The following is a 23,701-nucleotide window of genomic DNA, read 5'->3' as shown; positions in this document are numbered from 1 at the left end:
CGTTCATCCGTCCTTTTCATTTCTTAGCTTTCCCTATTATAACAAAAAACGCCACCGTTATTAGAACGGCAGCGTTTACGGTTAACAATTATCCTTTGGATCTGTCGAGAATTTATCCTCCGGTACGAAAAATTCAATATGCCGGTATAGATTGACGAACTCCCCAGGGAGCTGTCCGCCATATTCTCCATCAATGTTTAACTGCATTTTTTCCTCGGTATGCACTTTTACACGGCTTGCTGTCGTATGAATAAACTTCGGATGGTTCAAATGGTTGCCCTGAATAGCCAGAGTAGCGAGGCGGACGAATTCAGCGATGTTCATTTTCTCAATGATCATTAGATCAAATACACCGTCATCCATTTTCGCCCCAGGCGCCAGCTTTTCAAGCCCTCCGACCGAGTTGGTATTCGAAACGAGAAACAGCATCACTTCCCCTTCAAAGAGACGTCCGTCGTATTCCATCTGAACAAATGTTGGACGCAGCGAAGGAAGCATCTCGATGCCTTTTAAATAGTAGGCGAGCTGTCCAAGCATCGTTTTCAGCTTACTTGGCACTTCATACGAAATTTCAGTAATTTTACCGCCGCCGGCAATGTTCATGAAATATTGATCGTTGACTCGTCCAATATCTAAAGGAGTTGAATAATCAGCTAAAATCACATCTACCGCTTTATGAATATTACGCGGTACGCATAAGGCACGCGCGAAATCGTTTGTAGTTCCCACAGGAATAATACCGAGCTTTGGTCTGAATTCCTGCTCAGCAATTCCGTTTATTACTTCATTAATTGTTCCATCCCCGCCTGCTGCCACAACGACATCAAACTCACGCTCAACAGCAATTTTAGCTGCTTCTGTCGCATCGCCTTCACACGTTGTCGCATGGGCAGAAGTTTCGTACCCTGCCTGTTCAAAGCGCTGCAGGACATCAGGAAGAACTTTTCTAATAATCTCTCTCCCAGAGGTCGGATTATATATAATACGGGCACGCTGCATAGTATGACCCCCTCATCCATCATGCTCCAAATAACATCATAGCTCTTTTTGCATCATTTGAAAACATTTTTGTATTCCACAAACAAAAGCACGCACGATGAGTGCGTGCTCTCATTGTGGACGGAAAGGGTCGTACCCTTGCCGCATTGCTCTATCGCTTATCGATTTCTTCTAACAAGATCTTGTTTACCATAGGCGGGTTTGCCTGACCTTTTGTCTGCTTCATTACCTGGCCGACTAAGAAACCAATCGCTTTGTCTTTACCATTCTTATAGTCTTCAATTGACTGCTGGTTATTATTAAGAATACCTGTAATAATTTCACGAAGCTGGCCTTCATCGGAAATCTGTACAAGACCTTTGTCTTTTACAATCTTCTCTGGATCTCCGCCTTTTTCGACGAGGTCTCCAAATACCTTCTTCGCGATCTTAGAAGAAATGGTGCCGTCTTCAATCAGCTTCGTCAGTTTCGCCAATCCTGAAGGTGTTAAGGCAAGGTCGCTGAATTCTTTATCATGCTTATTCATATAAGCCGACACTTCACCCATCAGCCAGTTGGAGGCCTGCTTCACGTCCCCGCCTGCTTCGATCGTTTCTTCGAAGAAATCGGACATTTCCTTATTGTTTGTTAGAACCATCGCATCATACGCAGGAAGCTTTAACTCTTCAATGTAGCGTTTCTTACGAGCGTCGGGAAGTTCAGGAATCTGATTAAAGATACGGTCTTTCCACGCTTCATCAATGTGAAGAGGCACAAGATCCGGTTCCGGGAAGTAACGGTAGTCATCTGAACCTTCCTTCACACGCATCAGGATCGTTTCTTTCGTCTGTTCATCATAACGGCGGGTTTCCTGAAGAATTTCTCCGCCGGATAGGAGGACCTTCTCCTGGCGCTTCTCTTCAAACTCAAGACCTTTTTGTACAAACGAGAACGAGTTTAAGTTTTTAAGTTCAGTCTTTGTCCCGAATTCTTCCTGGCCGATTGGACGAATGGAAAGGTTGGCGTCACAACGCAGCGATCCTTCTTCCATCTTACAATCAGATACACCTGTATACTGGATAATATTCTTTAATGCCTCTAAATAAGCATATGCTTCTTTTGGTGAACGAATGTCTGGCTCGGACACAATTTCTACGAGCGGTGTTCCTTGACGGTTAAAGTCAACGAGAGAATAGCCGTCATCACTGTGAGTCAGCTTACCAGCATCCTCCTCCATGTGCAGGCGGGTAATGCCGATGCGTTTCTTCACCCCATCAACTTCAATATCGATGTAGCCATTTTCTCCGATTGGTTTATCAAATTGAGAAATCTGATACGCTTTCGGGTTGTCCGGATAGAAATAGTTCTTACGATCGAACTTCGTATCGGTGGCAATCTCACAATTCAACGCCATAGCCGCTTTCATTGCATAGTTTACAGCTTCCTCGTTAAGAACAGGAAGTACTCCCGGGTAGCCAAGGTCGATCGGGTTAACGTTTGTATTCGGTGAATCCCCGAACATATTCGGAGAAGGACTGAAAATTTTAGATGCTGTTTTTAATTCTACGTGGACCTCAAGTCCAATCACTGTTTCAAAATTCATTAGCGCGCACCTCCAAGGGACGGGCGTTGTTTATGGAAGTCTGTCGCCTGTTCATAGGCATGAGCAGCACGATAAACGCTGCTCTCATCAAAGTGCCGGCCGATAATCTGCAGGCCGATCGGAAGGCCGTCAGAGGAGAAGCCGCACGGAACAGAGATTCCTGGTACACCAGCTAAGTTGACTGGAATCGTTAAAATATCGTTCGCATACATCGTCAGCGGATCATCGATTTTCTCTCCGACTTTAAACGCTGGAGTAGGCGTGGTTGGTCCTACAATCACGTCATAGTCTTCGAGTACTTTTTCGAAATCGTTCTTAATTAATGTACGAACCTGCTGCGCTTTTTTATAGTAGGCGTCATAATAACCTGAGCTGAGCGCAAAGGTTCCAAGCATAATACGGCGCTTCACTTCGTTGCCGAAGCCTTCAGAACGGGAACGCTTAAACATATCAAGCATCGTTTCTGCGTTTTCTGTACGCTTGCCGTATCGTACGCCGTCAAAGCGGGCCAGGTTGGCAGACGCTTCAGAAGATGACAGCAGGTAGTATGTCGCTACTGCATATTTAGAGTGAGGCAGGGATACTTCGTCCCAAGTCGCTCCAAGCTCTTCATACTTTTTCAGTGCGGCTTGGACGGCCTCTTTCACTTCAGGTGCTACACCTTCGCCGAGATACTCCTTCGGCACGGCAATCTTCAACCCTTTTACATCACCTGTAAGAGCATCTGTATAGCTTGGCACTTCTACGTTTGCTGAAGTAGAGTCCATTTGGTCGTAGCCTGCGATCGTTTCAAGCAGGTACGCGTTGTCTTCAACAGAGCGTGTAATCGGTCCGATTTGGTCTAAAGAAGACGCAAATGCAATTAAGCCGAAACGGGACACACGGCCGTATGTAGGCTTCAACCCGACAACACCGCAGAATGCTGCTGGCTGGCGGATGGAACCGCCTGTATCAGAACCAAGAGAGAATGGTACTTCGCCCGCTGCTACGGAAGCAGCTGATCCACCACTTGATCCTCCTGGAACGTAATCTGTATTCCATGGATTACGCGTTGCATAGTAGCTTGAGTTTTCGTTGGAAGATCCCATGGCAAACTCGTCCATGTTCAGCTTCCCGATCGTCACAGACTTCGCTTCGTTCAGCTTATTCACGACGGTCGCATCGTAAAGCGGGTCCTCGAAGTTATCAAGGAACTGGCTGGCCGCTGTCGTGCGCAAACCTTTCGTAACGATGTTATCTTTTACACCGATTGGCAGGCCGAACAGCTTCGCAGCGTCATCACCGCGCGTATCATCTAATTCAACTGCTTGTTTTAAAGCTGCTTCTTTATTTAACGTAAGGAAGGCTTTGACTTGGTCGTCTACTTCCTCAATTCGGTTGTATGATTCATTGACTAAATCCGTTACGGTAATTTCTTTACTATGTAGCTTATCCTTCAACTCACGTAAAGAATGTTCAAACAAAGACATGAAATACCCTCCCTATTCCAAAATGGATGGGACTTTATATTGTCCATCCTGTTGATCTGGTGCGTTCTTAAGCGCATCTTCTTTTTCAATCCATTTCTTCGGTTCATCCTTACGCATTACATTCTGCAGGTCAAGAACGTGTGTCGTCGGCTCTACGCCTTCAGTATCCAGTTCATTTAACTGCTCAGCGTACGTAATAATATCGTCAAGCTGCTTAGTGAAAAGATCAGCTTCTTCTTCCTTAATGGAAAGACGGGCCAAGTGTGCCACGTGTTTCACTTCTTCTTTACTAATTCGGGACATGTCGTCGTTACCTCCATTTCGATCTCACATAATATATGATCATACCAAAAATCTGTTTTCATACGCAACGTACAGCTATACACCCTTCCTATCATAACATATAGTTAAAGTTCATTCAGGGGGTTTTTCCTGAATGTTAGTTGGGTCAATTGGCCATAGTGATACTGACATTTGAGGTGGTTTTTCTGACAATTGGAGTATTTTTTCTGACATTTGGGCTGGTTTTTCTGACATTATAGGCATGAATTCTGACATTTACATAAAATCCAGCCTGTATCTCCTTCCTTTTGTTTTCCCAACTGGATACAGGGATTGGATAATGCTCCTTGCTATTCTTTCAGAGTCAATTTGTAAGAACCATCGCAGCTCGCGATTTGTAATAACATCCCCCACCAGCAATCTATAATCGCGGAGACTCTCTATGTGAGCATCCGCAGAAGCCAATCCACAAAAAGAACATTTCCATTTGCCGTACCCCCTAGCCATAGGCAGAGTTGTGCAGCCTGGGCAGTACACACCGACCCGCAGATTCTCTTTTCTTATTTGATATTTCTGAAGCACATCTACTTTCCGTGGCGTATGAGCCTGCTGCAGCTCCTGACCGAGGCGTAGTAAATCATTCTGCCCGAGTATTTGTTTTTCATAATTGCTTGCCAATTCACTTATTTTAAAAGGGAGATAAGCGCTGTGGAGCACAGATGGGTTGGATGTTTCAATTATAGTTGAGGGTTTGCTTATGACGATGAGGGTTTCTAAGGGGAGATCGGGAAAGCTGTGGAGGTTCAGCCATTTTCTTAAATAATTTTTCTGTCTTCTTACTTGAAGCAGTGGATCGAGGAACGCTTCTTCTTTTCCTTCAAGGGTGCGGATTAATTGGTGACGTGCTTCATCGAATGTCAATTTTCCTATAAAATTCTTCACTTCAATAACGACTATAAACTTTTCTGAGAGCAATATCGTATCCAGCTGAGTATAATCATCATCTATCTGTAATCTTACATCGTGAAGGATATGAAAAGCGGGAGATAAATTTTTTAAGTGATAATCAAAAGATTCTTCTCCCTTAAATCCAGCACGATAAAGTGAAAGGTCCCTTTCCATATCATCTATTCGACTATACGTTCTTCTCATCAATGCCTCTAACGCCAGCAAATGCTCAGGTTTCTTGCGTTCTTTTACAATCATCGCGTTCCTCCTGTTTAATAAAAGATCTCCAGCCATAAGCTGGAGATCTTAAACTGTTATTGACGTGTTGCTTCTTCAAATTCAGCTGCTACTTCTTTCGGTGGAGTACCTGCTAAGCTGACTAATATGGCAGCAATCCCGCTCAGGATGAAACCTGGAACAAGTTCATACAGATCAAAGATTCCGCCGCTAAGGAAGTCCGCCCAAACTACGACAGTAACCGCACCTACGATAATGCCCGTTAAAGCACCGTTACGAGTAATACCTTTCCAAAAAAGAGACAGTATGATAATCGGTCCGAATGCAGCACCGAATCCTGCCCATGCGTACGATACCAGCTCAAGTACGGTATTTTCCGCTCCGCTTGCAAGGAAAATCGCAGCTAAAGCAATACCCGCAACAGCTACACGACCAATCCACACAAGTTCACGGTCTGACGCATTTTTACGGAAAATCGCTTTATAAAAGTCTTCAGCTAGTGCGGAAGAGGACACAAGCAATTGAGAGTCAATTGTACTCATAATCGCAGAAAGAATCGCTGCTAAGAGAATCCCTGCAATAACCGGGTGGAATAAGATTTGAGAAAATGCGATGAAAATGGTTTCTGAATTATCCAGCATTTGAACGCCGTCTTGTTCTGTCAGAGCCACTCCAAAGCTTCCCAGTCCGCTTACGTCATTTGCTGCCACATAAGCCAGACCGAACAACCCTGTAAAAATCGCACCATAAAGTCCGATAACCATCCAGCCGATTCCGATCAAGCGGGCTTTTGGTACATCTTTTGGTGAACGCAGAGCCATAAAACGCACCAGGATGTGAGGCTGGCCGAAGTAACCAAGCCCCCATGCAAGTGAAGAAATAATCGCCATTGCTCCTACGCCTTGTACCATTTGCAGGTGTCCTGGATCGATTTGTCCTACTGCATCAACTGCTTCACTAAATCCGCCAAGCTCCTGCGCGGCGACAATTGGCACGGCAATTAAAGCCAGGAACATGAGGATGCCTTGTACAAAGTCTGTCCAGCTAACGGCTAAGAAACCGCCGAGGAACGTGTAAGAAATAGTTACAATGGCACCAATCCATAGAGCCTGTGTATACGTTAAATCAAATGAAGCTTCAAATAATGTGGCGCCGGCAACCATACCGGATGACGTGTAAAATGTAAAGAATAAAAGAATGACTAATGCAGAAATAACACGTAAGATATGAGAGTGATCGTGGAAACGATTCTCTAAATAGTCTGGAACCGTAATAGAATCCTTCGCAACCTCCGTATAGACACGCAAACGACGTGCGACAAACTGCCAGTTTAAGTATGCACCAATAGCAAGTCCTACACCAATCCAAGCCTCCGCTAAACCAGATGCATAAATGGCACCAGGTAAACCTAACAGTAACCAGCCACTCATATCCGATGCTCCGGCACTAAGTGCGGCAACTCCCGGACTTAATCGACGACCACCTAATACATAATCAGATAAATTGCTTGTTAAACGGTATGCGGCAAAACCAATCAACAACATACCTATGAGATATACTATAAACGTAATTAACGTTGCTGAACCCATGTTTACTTACTCGCTCCTTCCGGTAAATAGTGTAATTAATGATAAAATGATTAATAACGGCATTGGTACAAACAGCCAGAACCATGTTGCGCCTGAAAGTGAATATTGTCCTGCAGCGGTTGCTAGTTCAAACACGGTGTCACCTCCAATTTGTGTAATATACACTCCTATGCAATTGTTAAATAATTCAGAATGCCTGCAAATCAGGCACAGAAGTGAAAATAGCCAAACACAGGTACCACTATATCATAGTATAGTAGTTAGAACATTGCAAAAATTATAATATTGACTTTTGGTTGAATAAATATACATTATTTTTGATTATATGTATAAATTTGTCCTATATAGATGATATCTATTCATATAATTTTATAAATAAAAATTTGCTAGAGGTAAATATTCCAAGGTCAGGGAAGTCTTTTCTCCCGTATAAAAAGTTGCATTTTCAAGCTTAAAATACTGCATTTTTATTCGGAATCGTCCAACAAATAAGGCCCTTTGCTCTCATGAACAAAGGGCTTCCCTGCAGAGTTACAGCATTTCTGATGTTGTTTTTCCCTGCATGTGGTGAATGAGATAATCAGGTCCGCCTGCTTTTGAATCGGTTCCTGACATATTAAAGCCTCCAAACGGATGATAGCCGACAATAGCAGCTGTACAACCCCGGTTAAAATAAAGATTCCCGACATGAAAGTCTTCACGGGCTTTTTCCTGGTTTTGCCGGTTAGTAGTGATTACAGCGCCTGTTAACCCGTATTCAGTGTTGTTAGCTATTTCAATCGCCTCATCAAATGTTGCAGCCTTTGTAAAGCCGACAACAGGGCCAAAAATTTCTTCCTGCATAATACGCGCGTCAGGGGCCAAATCAGCAAATACAGTAGGTTCGATAAACCATCCTTTGCTGTCGTTCCCCTTGCCTCCTGTAACAAGCCTGCCTTCTTCTTTTCCAATATCAATGTAACTTAAAATCTTATCGTAAGCTGCCTGGTCGATCACAGGCCCCATATAAGTGTCGTGAGCGGCTGGATCTCCATACGATACAGATTCTTTTGTTTTCGCTGTGACTTTATCTAGCAATTCGTCGTAAATAGCCTCATGCGCTACCACGCGTGAACAAGCCGAACATTTCTGACCTGAGAAACCGAAAGCAGAATACGTAATCGCATCAGCCGCTAATTCCAGGTCCGCATCTTTATCGACCACAATCGTATCTTTACCGCCCATTTCAATGATGGTGCGCTTCAGCCATTTTTGACCAGGCTGAACTTTTGAAGCCCTTTCAAAAATCCGGGTTCCCACTTCGCGCGACCCAGTAAAGCTTACGAATCTTGTACGTGGGTGATCCACCAGGTAGTCGCCTACTTCCTTTCCGCTTCCGGGGATATAGTTAATTACTCCGGCCGGCATTCCAGCTTCTTCGAGGACTTCCATCATCTTATATGCAATGATTGGCGTCGCACTTGCCGGTTTAAGCAGCACCGTATTGCCTGATACCATGGAAGCAACAGTCGTGCCGCACATAATGGCGAACAAGAAGTTCCAAGGCGAAATGACTACACCTACGCCAAGCGGTATATAATGAAAGCGGTTGTTTTCAATCGGACGGGAATTAATTTCTACCCCTTTATCGATTTCTAAAATCTGTCTTCCGTAATATTCCATAAAGTCGATGGCTTCCGCTGTATCAGCATCAGCTTCTTTCCAGGGTTTGCCTCCCTCTTTGACTAGATGGGCAGTAAATTCATGTTTACGCCGGCGGACGATAGCCGCTGCGCGGAATAAAATGTCTGCACGAAATTGTGCTTTAGTTTTTCGCCACCAATTGAATGTATCATCCGCTATTTGATGAGCTTTTTCCGCCAGATCCTGATTTGCTTTTGATACATAGCCGATCACTTCTTTTTTATTAGCAGGGTTAACTACTTTTATTTTATCATCAGTCATAATCCGTTCGCCGCCGATGATCAGCGGGTAATCCTTCCCTAAGTCAGCTTCAACCTGTTTAATCGCATCTTCAAGGGCCTTCTTATTCTCATCCATACTGAAATCTGTAAATGGTTCATGTTTGTAAGCAACTACCATGTAAAACCGCCTCCTCAATTTGTTGGGTCAGACGCTTTAATTTTTAGAAAATTACAAAGTTAAGCGTTTCCACAAAATATTTTATCGCAAGTTGTCTCTTTCTTCAACTAGATTAAAAGAGCCGTAACGGTATTCTTCCCGTCACGGCTCTTTTTACTAATCATAAATGTGGACAAAAGGTTCTTCCTGTCCAGGCTCTTTTACAATCAGACTTTCCTGTTGGTCCATACTGTTAATCTTCACTTCTACGGAATAATGGTCTTCAAACATCTCCATAACCAGACTGTAAACATATTGAGTAAATCCGGTCACTTCAGTTTGTGAATCAAACTGAATTGGGATATCAATCTTCACTTCTCGTAATTCATCATCTACATAAAATCCATTCGCGATCATTCCTACAAAGTTCGGGAAGTAATCAGACACTTCTGTACGGAAATCAGAGAAAATTTCGGCATCATCAAAGTGATCCTCTTCGGCTTCATCAGACGGGAAGAGAACATATTCCTCATCGATATCTTCCCAGTTGCCTACCGAATTATCAGAGCCCCCTGCATACCCTTTACTTAAAAAGTTCCCCGGCGATTCAGCGTTATCTTCCTCTTCTTCATAAATAGCAAAAGCTACCGGTACATTCTGAAGGTCTTCTCTTTCACGCAGACGCTCAAGAATGGTATTCGCATATTCCCGGCCTTTTGACAACGATTCACTTGTTGATATGTTCTCAGAGTAATCACGGCCTTCCGCCTGAAAATCGTAGACAGAGCGCATAGAGATACCAATTGTCAGTCCGGCTAGCTCTACGACATCATCGTCTCCTTCTCGGGTTAAGTAATTCTGTTCCACAATATTTGAGATGTAACGTGGTGTCTCGCGGAACTCTTCTTCCGATGCAGAATCTTCATCAAGCTCAGGGTTCAGCCCTTCCTCATTACTCTCCGAAGCCCTGCCAAGCCAGCTTAGCAGTGTATCATCATCTAGAAACTGCCCTGGCTGGAAATAATATTCCTCAGGGTTATAATATTCTTTAGAGTGACGCTGCAAACCACCTTCAAATTCAGCAATATCGAGGCGGTTTCCCATTTGATTGGTTGTTACTCCGCGGGCTGCAGAAATTTTTGATGCCCCTTCTGTTAGAATCATACGATACGTATTATCTGATAAATCATAGTTTGGAATAATCGCTTTTTCTTCGCTTTCTTCATCCGTCGTCTCGCGAACAACCTCATCTGTATTATCGTATACCGGTGTACACGCACTGACAATAAGGATCATAGCCAGCCAAACGGCGTGTAGCTTCCTCATGTATTCCACTCCCTGTTATGTTAAAGCATTCGCAAATTCTTCTTCGTTCCAAATTTCTACACCGAGTTTTTCAGCTTTGTCGTACTTTGAGCCTGCATCTTCACCGGCAATAAGTAAATCAGTGTTTTTACTTATACTCCCCGTTACTTTGCCGCCAAGCTCCTGTACAATGTTTTTCGCTTCTGACCGAGTGAATTGTTCCATCTTTCCGGTAAGTACGATTGTTTTCCCTTTAAACGGGGAATTGTCAGGACCCTGGTTTTTCTTCGGTCCTTTGTATTCCATGTTGATCCCTGACTGTTTTAAGTCTTCAAGAAGCTCAAGGACCTGTGGCTTTGCAAAATAGCGTGCAATCGAATCGGCCATTTTCTCCCCAATTTCAGGAACTTGCATAAGCGTTTCGACGCCAGCTTTGCTTAACTCGTCCATTGTTTCGAACTCCTGCGCCAGCGTCTGGGCGGCTTTCGTTCCTACATATCGAATCCCTAATCCAAATAAAAGTTTTTCTAAAGAATTATCCTTAGAGTCTTCAATGGCTTTTAACAAATTATCTACGGATTTCTGCCCCATCCGTTCGAGCTGAAGCAGCTCCTCCCGCTGCAGTTTATACAAGTCGGCAATCGTGGCGATTAAGTTTTCTTTAAAAAGCTGAGCAATCACTTTCTCTCCGAGACCTTCAATATCCATGGCGTTACGGGACACAAAATGAATTAATCCTTCGCGAAGCTGAGCCTGGCAATTCGGATTAATACAGCGCAGCGCTACCTCTTCTTCCAGCCTCACAAGCTTGCTGTTACATTCAGGGCAATGCTCGGGCATCGAGTAAGCTTCTTCCTCACCGCTGCGCTGCTCCGTGATCACACGTACAACTTCCGGAATAATGTCTCCAGCTTTCTTAATGACAACCGTATCACCTATACGGATATCCCGTTCCCGTATGAGATCCTCATTATGCAGAGAAGCACGCTGTACAGTCGTCCCTGCTACTTTTACAGGATTTAGAATAGCCGTTGGGGTTACTACGCCTGTACGTCCTACACTCAGTTCGATATCATTTAACCTGGTTACTGCTTCTTCAGCCGGGAATTTGTAAGCGGTGGCCCAGCGCGGGTTCTTTGCTGTAAAACCCAAAGCTTCCTGCTGATCAAGACGGTCAACTTTAATCACGATCCCGTCGATTTCATAATCCAGATCAGGACGACGTTCCACCCATCCGTGTACATATTCTATAACTTCTTCAATGGTGCCGCATTTCTTCCATTCCGGGTTCGTTTTTAAGCCCAAATGCTGCATTCTCTCAAGCCGTTCGCTGTGAGAAGAAGAGGATTCACCCTGCCACTCCCCTACTCCATATAGAAAAATGTCCAAATTACGTTTAGCCGCAATCTTCGGATCGAGTTGTCTAAGGGAACCTGCTGCTGCATTTCGGGGGTTGGCAAAAGGTTCCTCTCCTTTTTCTTCCCTGGCCTCATTCATTTTTAAAAAGGCTTCCTTTGGCATAAAGGCTTCGCCGCGGACTTCCAATGTCTCCGGCTGGTGAAGGCGGAGAGGGATGGTCTTGATTGTCCGGAGGTTAACCGTAATATCTTCACCCGTAGTACCATCACCACGAGTGGCTCCCCTGACAAAAACCCCATCCTCATATGTTAGAGAAACAGCCAGCCCATCAATCTTTAACTCACATACATAGGTTACTTCCTCGCCTGTACCTTCCCGCACGCGGCGGTCAAAATCTCGTAATTCCTGCTCGTCAAAGGAATTCCCCAGGCTGAGCATGGCCACGTTATGACGCACCTTTTGAAAGGCACTAAGTGGTTCGGCTCCTACTCGCTGAGAAGGGGAATCAGGGGTGACAAGCTGTGGATACTCTGCCTCAAGGTCCAGAAGTTCACGCATTTTTTTGTCGTACTCATAGTCCGATACGCTGGGAGCATCGAGTGTATGATATTCATAATTATATCGATGGATTTCTTCTCTTAATGACTGCAAATGCTGCTGTGCTTCCTGTTGATTCATTTCCTACCACGTCCTTACACTTTCTTAATCGGTGCAAATCTAGCGATTAACCGTTTGATGCCGGTGGGTGCCGGAAAGGCAATATCCAGCTCCATATCTTCTCCTTCACCTTGTACTTTAACAACCGTTCCTTCGCCCCATTTCTTGTGGGCTGCTTTATCCCCAGGCTGCCATGAAACTTTTTCTCCCCCTGATGTTGTTTTTTCTTTTTTGGCTGCCCGTTTTTTTGGAGCCGGTTGAGTTGGTGCATTCATAGAAGTTTCACGCTTCTGGTTGAAAAATGGGAGCGATTCTTTCTCCGCTCTTCCTTCCAAACAATCTTCAGGAATTTCATGGATAAAACGGCTGACGGGATTCATATTCGTACGTCCATAAAGAGTACGCATTTTTGCATGAGTTAAATAAAGCTCTCGTTCAGCTCTAGTAATGCCTACATAGGCAAGTCGTCGCTCTTCTTCCATTTCATCATCATCCATTAATGAGCGGGTATGAGGAAACACGTTCTCTTCCATACCAATTAAAAAGACAACTGGAAATTCAAGCCCCTTGGCTGAGTGTAAGGTCATCAAGGTTACCGTATCATCGCTTCCAGGCTCATCGTTCATAGAATCAATATCGGCAATTAACGCCAGGTCGGTTAAAAAAGCAATTAATGTTTTATCTTCAGACGCCTCTTCAAAGTTCTTCGTAACAGATTTGAATTCCTCAATGTTCTCAAGTCGGCTCTGTGCTTCCAGGCTTTTCTCATTTTTCAACATATCTTCATAGCCTGTGACTTCAATGACCTCATTCACCATATCTGTAGCTGAAAGAAACTCCTGCTGCTGCGTCCAATTACGGATCATTTGATAGAAGTTCATGATGGATTTTGCAGCTTTGGCACTTACTCCTACGAAATCAATTTCTGCCGAAGCTTCATAGAGTGAAATGTCCTGAGCGGCTGCGTATGCCTGTAGTTTGTCCAGGCTCGTCTTTCCTACGCCCCGTTTTGGTTCATTCACTACCCGCTGATAACTTAAGTCATCGTTCGGGTTGGCAATGAGCCGCAAATAAGCGAGTAAATCTTTAATTTCTTTACGATCGTAGAACTTTGTGCCGCCCACCATTTGATAGGGAACCCCTGATTTTACAAAGGTTTCCTCAATCGCACGCGACTGAGCATTCGTCCGATATAAAATCGCTACATCTTTATATTGAAAGCGACCGCTTCGCACCAGGTCTTCAATTTGATCGGTCACATAAAAGGCTTCTTCTCTTTCTGTGCCCGCTTCCTTGTACTGTATTTTTGTACCGCCGCTATTATCCGTCCATAAATTTTTGGCTTTTCGTCCGCTGTTATTGGCAATAACTTTGTTCGCCGCATTCAATATCAGCTCTGTGGAACGGTAGTTTTGTTCCAGTAGAATCGTCCGCGCATTCGGATAATCCTTCTCAAAGGAGAGGATATTCGTTATATCCGCTCCCCGCCAGCGGTATATGGACTGATCAGAGTCCCCTACAACACATAGATTCTTATAGCGGCTGGCTAAATGTTTGACGAGTTGATATTGAGCATGGTTTGTATCCTGATACTCATCTACATGAATGTATTGAAATCTACGCTGATAATATTCGAGTACTTCCGGTAAACGGTCAAAAAGGGTAAGAGTCTGCATAATTAAATCATCAAAATCGAGAGACTGATTTTTCCGCAGTTTCTTCTGATAGCCTTTGTAGATCTGGGCGATTTGTTCCTCGTGCATATTCGTTGCCTCACGTTCGTACTGCTCCGGTGTAATCAATTCGTTCTTTGCGTTGCTGATGGCTCCCATCATTGCACGAGGATCCCATTTCTTCGGATCCAAATTCAGCTCTTTTAGTACTTGCTTAATAACCGACTGCTGATCACTGGAATCCAGAATCGAGAAGTTGCGGTCGTACCCGATACGGTCAATATCGCGTCTTAGTATGCGTACACACATCGAATGGAAGGTAGACATCCATATTTTTTCCGCTTCAGGGCCAACTAATGATTCGACACGTTGTTTCATTTCACGTGCCGCTTTATTCGTAAAGGTGATGGCTAACACATTACGTGGAGATACATCTCGCTCGTCAAGCAGATAAGCTATACGATGTGTAAGGACTCTTGTTTTTCCACTGCCTGCTCCGGCCATAATCAGAAGCGGGCCTTCCGTGTGGGTGACCGCATTCCTCTGTTGTTCGTTCAACCCTTTGACTAGAGGGTGCATTGCTTGTGTCATCGGGACACCTTCCTTTTTTTAATTATTGCCTGCAGGCTTTGACCGTACGTAAAGCAGCCTGCATATTTTCATATATAATATTGCCGACAACTATGACATCCGCATACTGCTTCATCTCTGCTGCCTGCTCAAATGATTTAATACCTCCACCATAAAACAGAGTCGTCTCCTCCAGATGATTACTAACCTGTTGAACTAAATCTGGATCACCATATGCTCCACTGTATTCTAAGTAAAAAATCGGAAAGTGAAACATCTGCTCGGCCATCACGGCGTAGGCATAAACATCTTCGTTCGAAGGAAGTTCACACTCAGCTGCTGTGAAAACCTTGGCTTCCTGATTCAGTATACAATAACCTTCTGTGAACATCTGCTTCCAATCAATCCAGTCATTATATTCTTTAATTGCTTCGTGCTGCACACCCGTAATAAACTTTTTGTTAGTGCTGTTGAGCACGCTCGGGATTAAGTATCCATCAAAACCAGGCATAATAGCTTCCATAGTTGATACTTCAAGCAGACACGGGATGGGGTAAGGCTGAACTCTCTCGAACAGATCGTACACGTTGTCGAACGTAATCCCATCTGTGCCTCCAATAATGACAGCATCCGTTCCAGACTCACAGATAGAGGATAAATCGTCTTCTTCTATTGATTTATTCGGATCCAGTTTGAAAACATGGTTCCATTCTTTAACATTTGCCAAGTTATATTTTCCCCCAAATCGTGAATCTTCCTCTCGCGTCCGACTCACGTGCATGCTGTTTATTACATAGTTTCTTCCTACTGGCCGCTCTCGGTCAACCTTTTGTCCATTCATATATTATAGCAAACTTTTACTTATTAGATGAATCAATAAGAGGGATTTTTTGTGAAGACTGGGGAGCGGTGTATCTACATGTACAACTGAATTTCACAGCTGAGACCGACTCTCTGCATTAGTCTGTTTGCCTCCATTACGAACATCCTTATATTTATTCATCAAAAAACCGCCCAACTCAATAGGACGGTCCTTCAGGATTATTCTGTTCTTTTCTCTTGTACCCTGTCCAAAGCAAGCGTATAAGCGTCATTTCCATAGTTTAAACAGCGCTTAACACGAGAAATAGTTGCCGTCGAGGCGCCTGTTTCGGTTTCGATTTTATGATAGGTAAACCCTTCACGAAGCATTCTTGCTACTTCCAGGCGCTGGGCAAGTGACTGTACTTCGTTCATGGTAGCCAAGTCATCAAAAAATTCATAGCATTCTTCTACATCTTTCAAGGATAAAATTGCTTCAAAAAGCTGGTCCAGCGTCTTGCCTCTTAATTTATCAATCTGCACTTGTATCCCCTCCCTTTTCGTTAACAGATACGATTCCTGGTTCTTCAGGAATAACATTCACCCAAGTTTGACCAGGTTTAAACGGTAAAGGCTTCCCATCTTTATATGGGAGAATCCGCCCATCTTTATTCTTCCATTCTACATCAATCTGCTCCCCGTTTTGCAAGAGGTATCCTTTTCCGCCTGATTTCAAGTCGATATCCCGGCGGCCCTCATCATCAATTACTTCATGGGAAGCTGCTACAATAAAGACGTTCTCAAGAGCGATTTGTTCATTCGTTTCCGCATCTACTGTCGCTTCTCCATCGCTTTCACGTAAATATTGTTCTTTTTGATTATCATACGTGTAAGTCACAGTTTCATCCTCATCATAAGTCACCGTAACTTGTTGAGCCGATGTTCCTTCTGCTTTCATTTCGTTACTAAAAAGAAGAGGGTCAATCTCCATCTCAGTATCGTAACCTTTACTTTGCAGCAACTGTTCAAGCCCATTTGTAATTAAGTAAGAGTTATGCGGAGCCTGCCGGTCTGATGTTCTTTTAAACAGCTCGCGGTCATTGTCATAATGGGCTCCATCCGCGTAATCAACCCCGCTGTCTTCAATATCATCATTAATGAAATTCGCTGCCCCATGATAAGTATAAAGAGCATCAAAGCCATCAGCGACTTCATAAAAATATGGCCGTGCACTACGGACCGGTCCCACATTTTCCGGCAGGTCACTGTGATAGACAGCCAGAAACCTGGTGATATACCCTTCTGCCAGAAATTCATATACAATGTCAGCTTTGCTTAACCCTGATTGAGGCCGTGCTTGAGAATGATTGTTAACCATTACTGATATCACTCGCTGGTCAATACTTCCACTCGCTGTTTCTCCTGTGAGCGGATAAGTATTCTCCGGAGCCTCATCTTCTTCCTGAGCAGCAGCATCCTTCTCTTCTTTCTTTGAATCGTTGTTGTTACTGCAGGCTGCTAACACACTAAAAAGTAAAAACACACTTACCCATAAGAACTTTCTCATTCATTAATTCCCCTTACAATTTTCTCATCTCTCTATATTTTACCGCATGATCGCTGGATAAAGAACCTCATTCTTTTTCACATCCATAATCCCCACAGGCGTAATACGAATAAACGGCAAGTGCATGGATGACAAAAAGAGCAGTGTATAAACAGGGTCTCCAAACGTATAACCATATGTTTTTAATTGTTTCTTTAATTCATTTTCCTTCTCAATCAGCTCACTCATCTCCATGTCTGCCATTACACCAGATAGAGATAAAGCGAGTTCAAATACAACCTGCCCATTATTTACAAGTACAATACCTCCTCCAATTTCCTTCAATCGTTGGAAAGCCAGTTTCATATCAGGTCTGGATTTACCAAGCAAGATGATATCTCCCGTGTTTGAATAAGAACTGACCAGTGCTCCAAGCGAATCTGTGAAACCTTTAAGCAGTGTATTTACTCTCCATTTTCCATCACGGTCAAGCAAGGTTAAAAAAGCTTCATCGTGGTCCTCGGGCAGACATTCTGCCGATGAATCAACATCGATTGCGAACGGCTTCATGATAACTTCATTCACCATCTCCATCCCGACCGGCATTGAAAATTGCAGATCTTCATCTGCTAAATCCCATGATAAATCAAGAGCTTTCAACCCGTATTTTTCCCACGGAAAACTCTCATCATTTTTTACTTTACTTCGATCACGAGTTACCCATTCTCCTTTGGCTATTACCGAATGAGGGGTAGGATCTTCAGGCGAAGATAAGAAATTTATGTGGGCAACCCGGCCAGGTGCAAGACTTCCGACACGATCCTCAATCCCAAAATGACGGGCTGCGTAATAAGATCCCATCATGTAAGCTTCAACATCTTTCACTCCGGCCTCAAGCGCAATTTTAATACACGGATTGATCACACCTTCACGATAAAATCCAGGCGTAGAGCCGTCCGTCGTAAACATAATGTGCTCAAAGGACTGAAGCTTCTTATCGAGTAATCCTTTAAGGATATCAGGCAGATCAGGACGAATAGAAGAATAACGTAAGCCCGTTTGATAGCCATATGACAATCTTTCTATCACTTCTTCAGCTGTCATTGATTCATGCTCGGAATCTACTCCAAGCAGCTTCATCTTAACAAGGGTTTTCCACGAGGCTCCGGGCAGGTGACCTTCCGTTGGTTTTCGGGATCGTTTAGTTTCCTGCATCCAATGGAGCATTTGATCATCTCCTCCATAGAGGACTTCCGGCCAGGCCGTTAATTCGCCCCCTTGAATGATGGCGTCATGATGAAGCCAGGATAGGACTTGATCCTCAAACTCCTCCTGTTCTTCTTCAGGGAGGGAAGATTGGGAATCAAAACGAGCCCACCAAAACATGGAAGCAGGTACGTTCATAAATTCCTCGAGCAGCGAGAAGGCTTTTTCCTGATCGGTTAAAAGCAGCCACATAAGGTTATCATTAATTAACGTTGTCGTTCCCTTTCCAGCTGCATATTCAGCCAGACTACGGGGATTATATAACTGAAAAGGGTGGGCATGAGGTTCAATATAACCAGGAACAATATAAGAGTCTGACCCATCAATAATTTCAGTTCCTTCGGTGAGCAAGGGAAGCTCTGTTCCACAATAAATAATCCGGTCATTATAAATCCAAATATGACCCTTCATCCATTGTTTTAAGTATACGTTTAAATAAGTTGTTTGTTTGATTAACTTTGTTGGTGCTAGCTTACCATCTACAACGGCTGTATGTTCGCGAAGTTGACGGTTACGCCAGCGGAAGCGTTGTTCATTCATGGAGCTGCCTCCCAGGTTCATTTTTTCTATCGTAACACAGGTTTGATTCCCTGCGCTAAATATAAGAAAACCCGGGGGAATAAAAAAGAAAGCGCTTGAAGCATCATAAGCACAAAGGCGTAGGCGCCCTTATAGACGCGACTCGCATAAGCCAAACGGCCGGAAAAAGGTGGTCCTCTCTTCCACAGGTCATATAGCTTATGCCGCAAGTGTCTGTGCGCTTGCACTGAATGTCACTACAAAGAAATTTACCTCAGCCTGGATTTAGAACACAAAAAAAGAGCGGGATGATACCCGCCCTGATTTGTAAAGGATGTCGACAATATGAATTTCATGGAGTATTTAACTGATGTAGGTTTCGTCATATCTCTTGCTATTGGTACTGTAGCAGCCTTACTCTATATTTTTATTCGAAGAAACAACAGCTGACTGACCAATATCTTTCCGATAAAAGAAATCTTCTGACGCATCAAATACGGTTAAAGCCTGGTTCACGTCCCGTAAGGCTGTTTCAAGGTTGTCAGCAGTTTTGCCAAACAGCAACACGCGTCCGCCATCAGAAACATATGTCTGATCGGCTTTTTTCGTACCGGCATGAACAACGAAAAGTCCGGGCTGCTTTGACCATTCCGGCAGAGGAACGCCTTTTTTATAACTGCCCGGGTAGCCTGCAGAAGCGACAACAACACCGGCGCAAGCCTGATCCTTCCAGGCAAGCCGGGGATCTCTATCGTCAAGGACATCGAGAATCACCTGCAGGAGATCGTTTTCCAGCAGTGGCAGAACTACCTGTGTTTCGGGGTCACCGAATCTTGCATTAAATTCAATTACTTTCGGTCCTTCAGACGTTTGAATTAAGCCTGCATATAAAATCCCTGTAAACGAGCGGCCTTCTTTAACGAGAGCAGAAGCCGTCTGGTTTAGAATGTTTTCCACAGCAAATTCATAGTCTCCCTCAGACAGGTCGTGAGCAGGAGCAAAAGCTCCCATCCCCCCTGTATTCGGTCCTTCGTCGCCTTCATACGCACGCTTGTGATCTCTAGCTGTTACCATCGGATAGACGCTCTCTCCATTAACGAAAGCCATCAAAGAAAATTCTTCACCCTGCAGAAATTCTTCCACAACAATTTCTTTACTTGCCTCGCCAAATCGACGGTCTAGCAGCATCTCATCTACTGCTTCGACCGCTTGATCTGTTGTTTCAGCTACCACTACTCCTTTCCCTGCTGCCAGGCCATCAGCCTTGACAACAATTGGAGCACCTTTCTTCTGAATATAAGCCTTTGCTTCTTCGGCGTTCTTGAAAGCTTCATAATCAGCAGTAGGTATGCTGTACTTTTTCATAACCTGCTTGGCATAGTGCTTACTTCCTTCAATAAGAGCCGCTTCTTGAGTCGGTCCAAAAACAAGCAGCCCCGCCTCTTTAAAAGCATCTACGACTCCATCCAATAAAGGATTCTCCGGCCCGACAAATGTTACATCCACTCCGCTTTCTTGAGCAAAAGCTACCAGCTCCCCGTGAGAAGTTTCTGAAACAGGAACACATTCTGCATCTTCTTCCATTCCTGCATTTCCAGGAGCAGCATAGACTTTCGTTACTTGCGGACTTTCGGCAAACTTTTGAACAAGACTATGTTCACGTCCTCCGCGTCCAATAACTAATACCTTCATTCTGTCTCCCCCTCTCTTAGTGTTTAAAGTGACGCATTTTCGTGAAGACCATGGCGATTCCATGCTTATTGCAGGCATCAATTGAATCCTGGTCACGTTTTGATCCGCCAGGCTGGATAATCGCTGTCACGCCGGCCGCAGCAGCTGCTTCAACCGTATCAGGCATTGGGAAGAAGGCATCGGAAGCCATAACCGCTCCCTGAGCTTGATCTGCCGCTTGTTCAAAAGCAATTTGCGCTGCTCCTACGCGATTCATTTGCCCTGCTCCTACTCCGAGAGTTTGATCTGATTTCGCTACTACGATGGCATTGGACTTAACATGTTTTACAACTTTCCATCCGAGTTCAAGATCCTTCAATTCTTGCTCAGATGGCTGTCGTTCAGTCGCCACTTCTAACTCTACATCTTCAAGCGTCCCCTCATCTGTATCCTGGACAAGTAACCCGCCGCTTACAGAAGTGAGCTTGTGAGTTTGGAATTCTGGTTTTTTCATATCAATCTTCAGTAATCGCAAATTTTTCTTTTTTGTAAGAATGTCAAGCGCTTCCTGGCTAAACGATGGAGCCAGAACAATTTCCAAGAAAATCTCTTTTAATTTGGATGCCGTATCTCCATCTACTTCACGGTTTAACGCAACGATCCCGCCAAATATGGAAACAGGGTCACCAGCATACGCCTTACCAAAAGCATCAAATAAATTATCACTCGTTCCTACTCCACATGGATTCATATGTTTAACAGCTACAGCAGCAGGCTGATTGAATTCAAGAACAACATCCAGCGCAGCATTTGCATCCTGAATATTGTTATAAGATAATTCTTTGCCGTTTAACTGTTCCGCATTTGCCAGTGAAGCCCCTTTATAATTAGCTTTTCTATAAAAAGAAGCCGTCTGGTGAGGGTTTTCTCCGTAACGCAGGCTCTGTACCTTTTCATAAGTGACCGTGTAGGACTCTGGATAAGGCTCTTCTGTAAGCTCTGAGAAATATTCCGCTATCATAGCATCATAATTAGCTGTATGACGGAATACTTTAGCTGCAAGATTTTTACGTTCTTCAAAAGATAGATCTCCAGATTGAAGTCCGTCGATTACATGGGTATAATCATCAGGATCCACCACAACAGCTACATCTGCAAAGCTTTTAGCTGCAGAGCGGAGCATTGTCGGTCCGCCGATATCAATATTTTCGATCGCATCTTCTTCAGTTACATCCGGCTTAGCAATCGTTTCTTTAAAAGGGTAGAGGTTTACAGCTACAAGATCAATCGTTTCAATGTTAAGTTCTCCCAGCTGGCGCATATGGTCCTCATTGCTTCGTTTAGCCAGAAGACCTCCATGAACAGATGGATGAAGGGTTTTTACACGGCCGTCCATAATTTCAGGAAATTCAGTAATCTCCGAAATTGATTTCACCGGAAGGCCCGCTTCTTCAATCGTACGTTTCGTTCCGCCGGTAGAAACCAGTTCATAGTTGAGGTCGATTAATTGTTTAGCAAATTCGCTGAGTCCTTGTTTATTGGATACACTTAATAATGCACGTTTCATTTAGCTTCCTCCTTGGTGAGTAGAGATTGGATAACACGAGGATAGAGCCTGTGTTCTACCGACTGAACTTTTTGCCGGACTTCATCTTTTGTATCATTCTCTGTAATGGATATCGCTTCCTGAGCAATAATAGGGCCGGTGTCCATTCCGTCATCGACGAAGTGTATCGTTACCCCCGTTACTTTTACCTTTTTGTCAATGGCTTGTCCGATCGCATCTTTTCCTGGAAAGGCAGGTAATAGCGAAGGGTGAATGTTAACTATCCGTCCTGAGTAGCTCTGAAGTAATGTCGGTCCGATCAGACGCATATATCCGGCCAGGATAATCCACTCAATGTCTCTAGCCTGACAATCTTTAAGCACCGCGGCTTCGTAGGCTGCTTTGTTTGTAAAGGTTTTCGGTGTATAAACGACAGTATCGATGTTTCGTTTTTGGGCTTTCTCAATTACACCTGCACCGACTTTGTCAGTTACAAGTAAGCTGACTTCTGCATCGAGAATGCCTTCATCAACTGCCTCGGTTATGGCGTCAAAATTAGAACCTGTACCTGAGGCAAAGACCGCGATTTTGTTTCTCATGACCAATGAATTCCTTCTTGTGCTGTGACGTGTCCGATTAAAGCAGCAGATTCTCCTTCATTCTGAAGCGCTTGGAGGGCTGCATCGACTTCCCCTTCTGCCACAACAGCGACCATGCCGATTCCCATGTTGAATACGCCTAACATGTCATCGATTGAGAGGTTTCCTTCTTCTTGTAAAAATTCAAAGATGGCAGGAACTTCCCAGCTGTCTTGATCAATTCGTGCTCCCAACCCTTCCGGTAACGTACGGGGGATATTTTCATAAAACCCGCCCCCCGTTACGTGAGCTGCTCCTTTAACGGAAACAGCCTGCTTTAATGATTGCAGCGGCTTCGTATAAATTCTTGTCGGAGTTAAGAGTTCTTCTCCTAATGGTTGAGTAAAACGCGGATACACCTGATGTAAGTCCAGTTTTTTGTCTTCGATGATCCGGCGGACCAGGGAGAACCCGTTTGAATGGACGCCGGAAGATGACAAGCCGATTAGTGCGTCTCCGGGTTGGATGCTTTCACCAGAAATCAGCTGATCTTTGTCCGCCATTCCGACAACAAATCCGGCTAAATCATATTCATCTTCGTCATACATTCCCGGCATTTCAGCTGTTTCACCGCCAACCAGTGCGCAGTGGGAAAGTTCACATCCATCTGCAATCCCTTTTACGATTTGTTCGATTTTCTCTGGTTCGTTTTTCCCGCAGGCGATGTAATCGAGAAAAAGCAGAGGATCGGCACCTTGAGCAACAATATCATTAACGCACATCGCTACAACGTCTACTCCTATTGTGTCGTGCTTATCCATTTCAAATGCCAGCTTCAACTTCGTTCCAACGCCGTCTGTTCCCGTTACGAGTACAGGCTGGTTGTAGGTCATGCTGCTTATATCAAACAAACCTGCAAAAGAACCTAAGCCTCCAATGACCTCCGGACGCATGGTACGCTGGACATGTTTCTTCATTAAATCAACAGCCTGATAACCGGCTTCAACGTCGACTCCTGCTTTTTTATAAGATTCGCTCATGTT

At 44.2% G+C, this 23,701-nt stretch carries 20 protein-coding genes; 1 reads left to right on the top strand and 19 read right to left on the bottom strand.

Features of this window, described 5'->3' with window-relative positions; genetic code table 11:
- Nucleotides 1-81: 81 nt before the first annotated feature.
- The 15 genes from C1A12_RS17285 to C1A12_RS17220 form a co-directional block, all read right to left on the bottom strand.
- Nucleotides 82-999 (bottom strand): diacylglycerol kinase, encoded by a 918-nt coding sequence (locus tag C1A12_RS17285; RefSeq protein WP_101845846.1) that lies wholly within the window; start codon nt 997-999, stop codon nt 82-84.
- Nucleotides 1,000-1,150: 151 nt separating this feature from the next.
- A complete protein-coding gene (gene gatB, locus C1A12_RS17280) occupies nt 1,151-2,581 on the bottom strand; it encodes an Asp-tRNA(Asn)/Glu-tRNA(Gln) amidotransferase subunit GatB (RefSeq protein WP_101845844.1) in 1,431 nt (476 codons plus the stop codon).
- The gene (gatA, locus tag C1A12_RS17275; protein ID WP_101845842.1) at nt 2,581-4,050 is read right to left on the bottom strand and encodes an Asp-tRNA(Asn)/Glu-tRNA(Gln) amidotransferase subunit GatA; all 1,470 of its coding nucleotides are present in this window, start codon (nt 4,048-4,050) and stop codon (nt 2,581-2,583) included. The genes gatB and gatA overlap by 1 nt, the downstream gene beginning before the upstream one ends.
- 12 nt (nt 4,051-4,062) lie before the next feature.
- The gene (gene gatC / locus C1A12_RS17270; protein WP_101845841.1) at nt 4,063-4,353 is read right to left on the bottom strand and encodes an Asp-tRNA(Asn)/Glu-tRNA(Gln) amidotransferase subunit GatC; all 291 of its coding nucleotides are present in this window, start codon (nt 4,351-4,353) and stop codon (nt 4,063-4,065) included.
- Nucleotides 4,354-4,608: 255 nt separating this feature from the next.
- Nucleotides 4,609-5,538, bottom strand: a complete 930-nt coding sequence (locus tag C1A12_RS17265) for a nuclease-related domain-containing protein (protein WP_159462219.1) — start codon at nt 5,536-5,538, stop codon at nt 4,609-4,611.
- A 56-nt stretch (nt 5,539-5,594) separates the two neighbouring features.
- Entirely contained in the window at nt 5,595-7,106 is a 1,512-nt protein-coding gene (gene putP, locus C1A12_RS17260) for a sodium/proline symporter PutP (RefSeq protein ID WP_101845837.1), read from the bottom strand.
- Nucleotides 7,107-7,112: 6 nt separating this feature from the next.
- Nucleotides 7,113-7,241 (bottom strand): hypothetical protein, encoded by a 129-nt coding sequence (locus C1A12_RS21545; RefSeq protein ID WP_255408426.1) that lies wholly within the window; start codon nt 7,239-7,241, stop codon nt 7,113-7,115.
- Between the two features lie 396 nt (nt 7,242-7,637).
- Complete coding sequence (gene pruA, locus C1A12_RS17255; protein ID WP_101845835.1) at nt 7,638-9,188, bottom strand: L-glutamate gamma-semialdehyde dehydrogenase; 1,551 nt, start codon at nt 9,186-9,188, stop codon at nt 7,638-7,640.
- 156 nt (nt 9,189-9,344) lie between these two features.
- Nucleotides 9,345-10,493: a CamS family sex pheromone protein gene (locus C1A12_RS17250; protein WP_101845833.1), complete on the bottom strand. Its 1,149-nt coding sequence runs from the start codon at nt 10,491-10,493 to the stop codon at nt 9,345-9,347.
- Between the two features lie 15 nt (nt 10,494-10,508).
- The gene (ligA, locus tag C1A12_RS17245) at nt 10,509-12,509 is read right to left on the bottom strand and encodes an NAD-dependent DNA ligase LigA (protein WP_101845831.1); all 2,001 of its coding nucleotides are present in this window, start codon (nt 12,507-12,509) and stop codon (nt 10,509-10,511) included.
- 14 nt (nt 12,510-12,523) lie between these two features.
- On the bottom strand, nt 12,524-14,752 hold the full coding sequence (gene pcrA, locus C1A12_RS17240) for a DNA helicase PcrA (protein WP_101845829.1): 2,229 nt from the start codon (nt 14,750-14,752) through the stop codon (nt 12,524-12,526).
- A gap of 22 nt (nt 14,753-14,774) precedes the next feature.
- On the bottom strand, nt 14,775-15,458 hold the full coding sequence (locus C1A12_RS17235; protein WP_101845827.1) for a heptaprenylglyceryl phosphate synthase: 684 nt from the start codon (nt 15,456-15,458) through the stop codon (nt 14,775-14,777).
- A 314-nt stretch (nt 15,459-15,772) separates the two neighbouring features.
- Nucleotides 15,773-16,075 (bottom strand): YerC/YecD family TrpR-related protein, encoded by a 303-nt coding sequence (locus C1A12_RS17230; RefSeq protein ID WP_101845825.1) that lies wholly within the window; start codon nt 16,073-16,075, stop codon nt 15,773-15,775.
- Nucleotides 16,065-17,099 (bottom strand): DUF3048 domain-containing protein, encoded by a 1,035-nt coding sequence (locus C1A12_RS17225; RefSeq protein ID WP_101845823.1) that lies wholly within the window; start codon nt 17,097-17,099, stop codon nt 16,065-16,067. The genes C1A12_RS17230 and C1A12_RS17225 overlap by 11 nt, the downstream gene beginning before the upstream one ends.
- Nucleotides 17,100-17,138: 39 nt before the next feature.
- A complete protein-coding gene (locus C1A12_RS17220) occupies nt 17,139-18,884 on the bottom strand; it encodes an adenine deaminase C-terminal domain-containing protein (RefSeq protein ID WP_101845821.1) in 1,746 nt (581 codons plus the stop codon).
- Between the two features lie 324 nt (nt 18,885-19,208).
- Here C1A12_RS17220 and C1A12_RS21710 point away from each other — a divergent pair, with 324 nt between their 5' ends.
- The gene (locus C1A12_RS21710) at nt 19,209-19,313 is read left to right on the top strand and encodes an EYxxD motif small membrane protein (protein ID WP_373420483.1); all 105 of its coding nucleotides are present in this window, start codon (nt 19,209-19,211) and stop codon (nt 19,311-19,313) included.
- Here the strand turns inward: C1A12_RS21710 and purD are convergent.
- The 4 genes from purD to purM are packed head-to-tail and all read right to left on the bottom strand — an operon-like array spanning nt 19,278 to nt 23,698.
- Entirely contained in the window at nt 19,278-20,555 is a 1,278-nt protein-coding gene (gene purD / locus C1A12_RS17215) for a phosphoribosylamine--glycine ligase (RefSeq protein WP_101845819.1), read from the bottom strand. The genes C1A12_RS21710 and purD overlap by 36 nt on opposite strands.
- A 16-nt stretch (nt 20,556-20,571) precedes the next feature.
- Nucleotides 20,572-22,101, bottom strand: coding sequence for a bifunctional phosphoribosylaminoimidazolecarboxamide formyltransferase/IMP cyclohydrolase (gene purH / locus C1A12_RS17210; protein WP_101845817.1), 1,530 nt, complete (start codon nt 22,099-22,101; stop codon nt 20,572-20,574).
- Nucleotides 22,098-22,679, bottom strand: a complete 582-nt coding sequence (purN, locus tag C1A12_RS17205) for a phosphoribosylglycinamide formyltransferase (RefSeq protein WP_101845815.1) — start codon at nt 22,677-22,679, stop codon at nt 22,098-22,100. The genes purH and purN overlap by 4 nt, the downstream gene beginning before the upstream one ends.
- Nucleotides 22,676-23,698 carry a phosphoribosylformylglycinamidine cyclo-ligase gene (gene purM / locus C1A12_RS17200; RefSeq protein WP_101845813.1) on the bottom strand — a complete coding sequence of 341 codons (1,023 nt, stop codon included), beginning with the start codon at nt 23,696-23,698 and terminating at the stop codon, nt 22,676-22,678. The genes purN and purM overlap by 4 nt, the downstream gene beginning before the upstream one ends.
- Nucleotides 23,699-23,701 lie beyond the last annotated feature (3 nt).

Origin of the sequence: Halobacillus sp. Marseille-P3879 (assembly GCF_900240285.1) — a bacterium.
Lineage (GTDB): Bacteria > Bacillota > Bacilli > Bacillales > Halobacillaceae > Halobacillus_A.
This window is presented reverse-complemented; position numbering and strand designations above follow the sequence as displayed.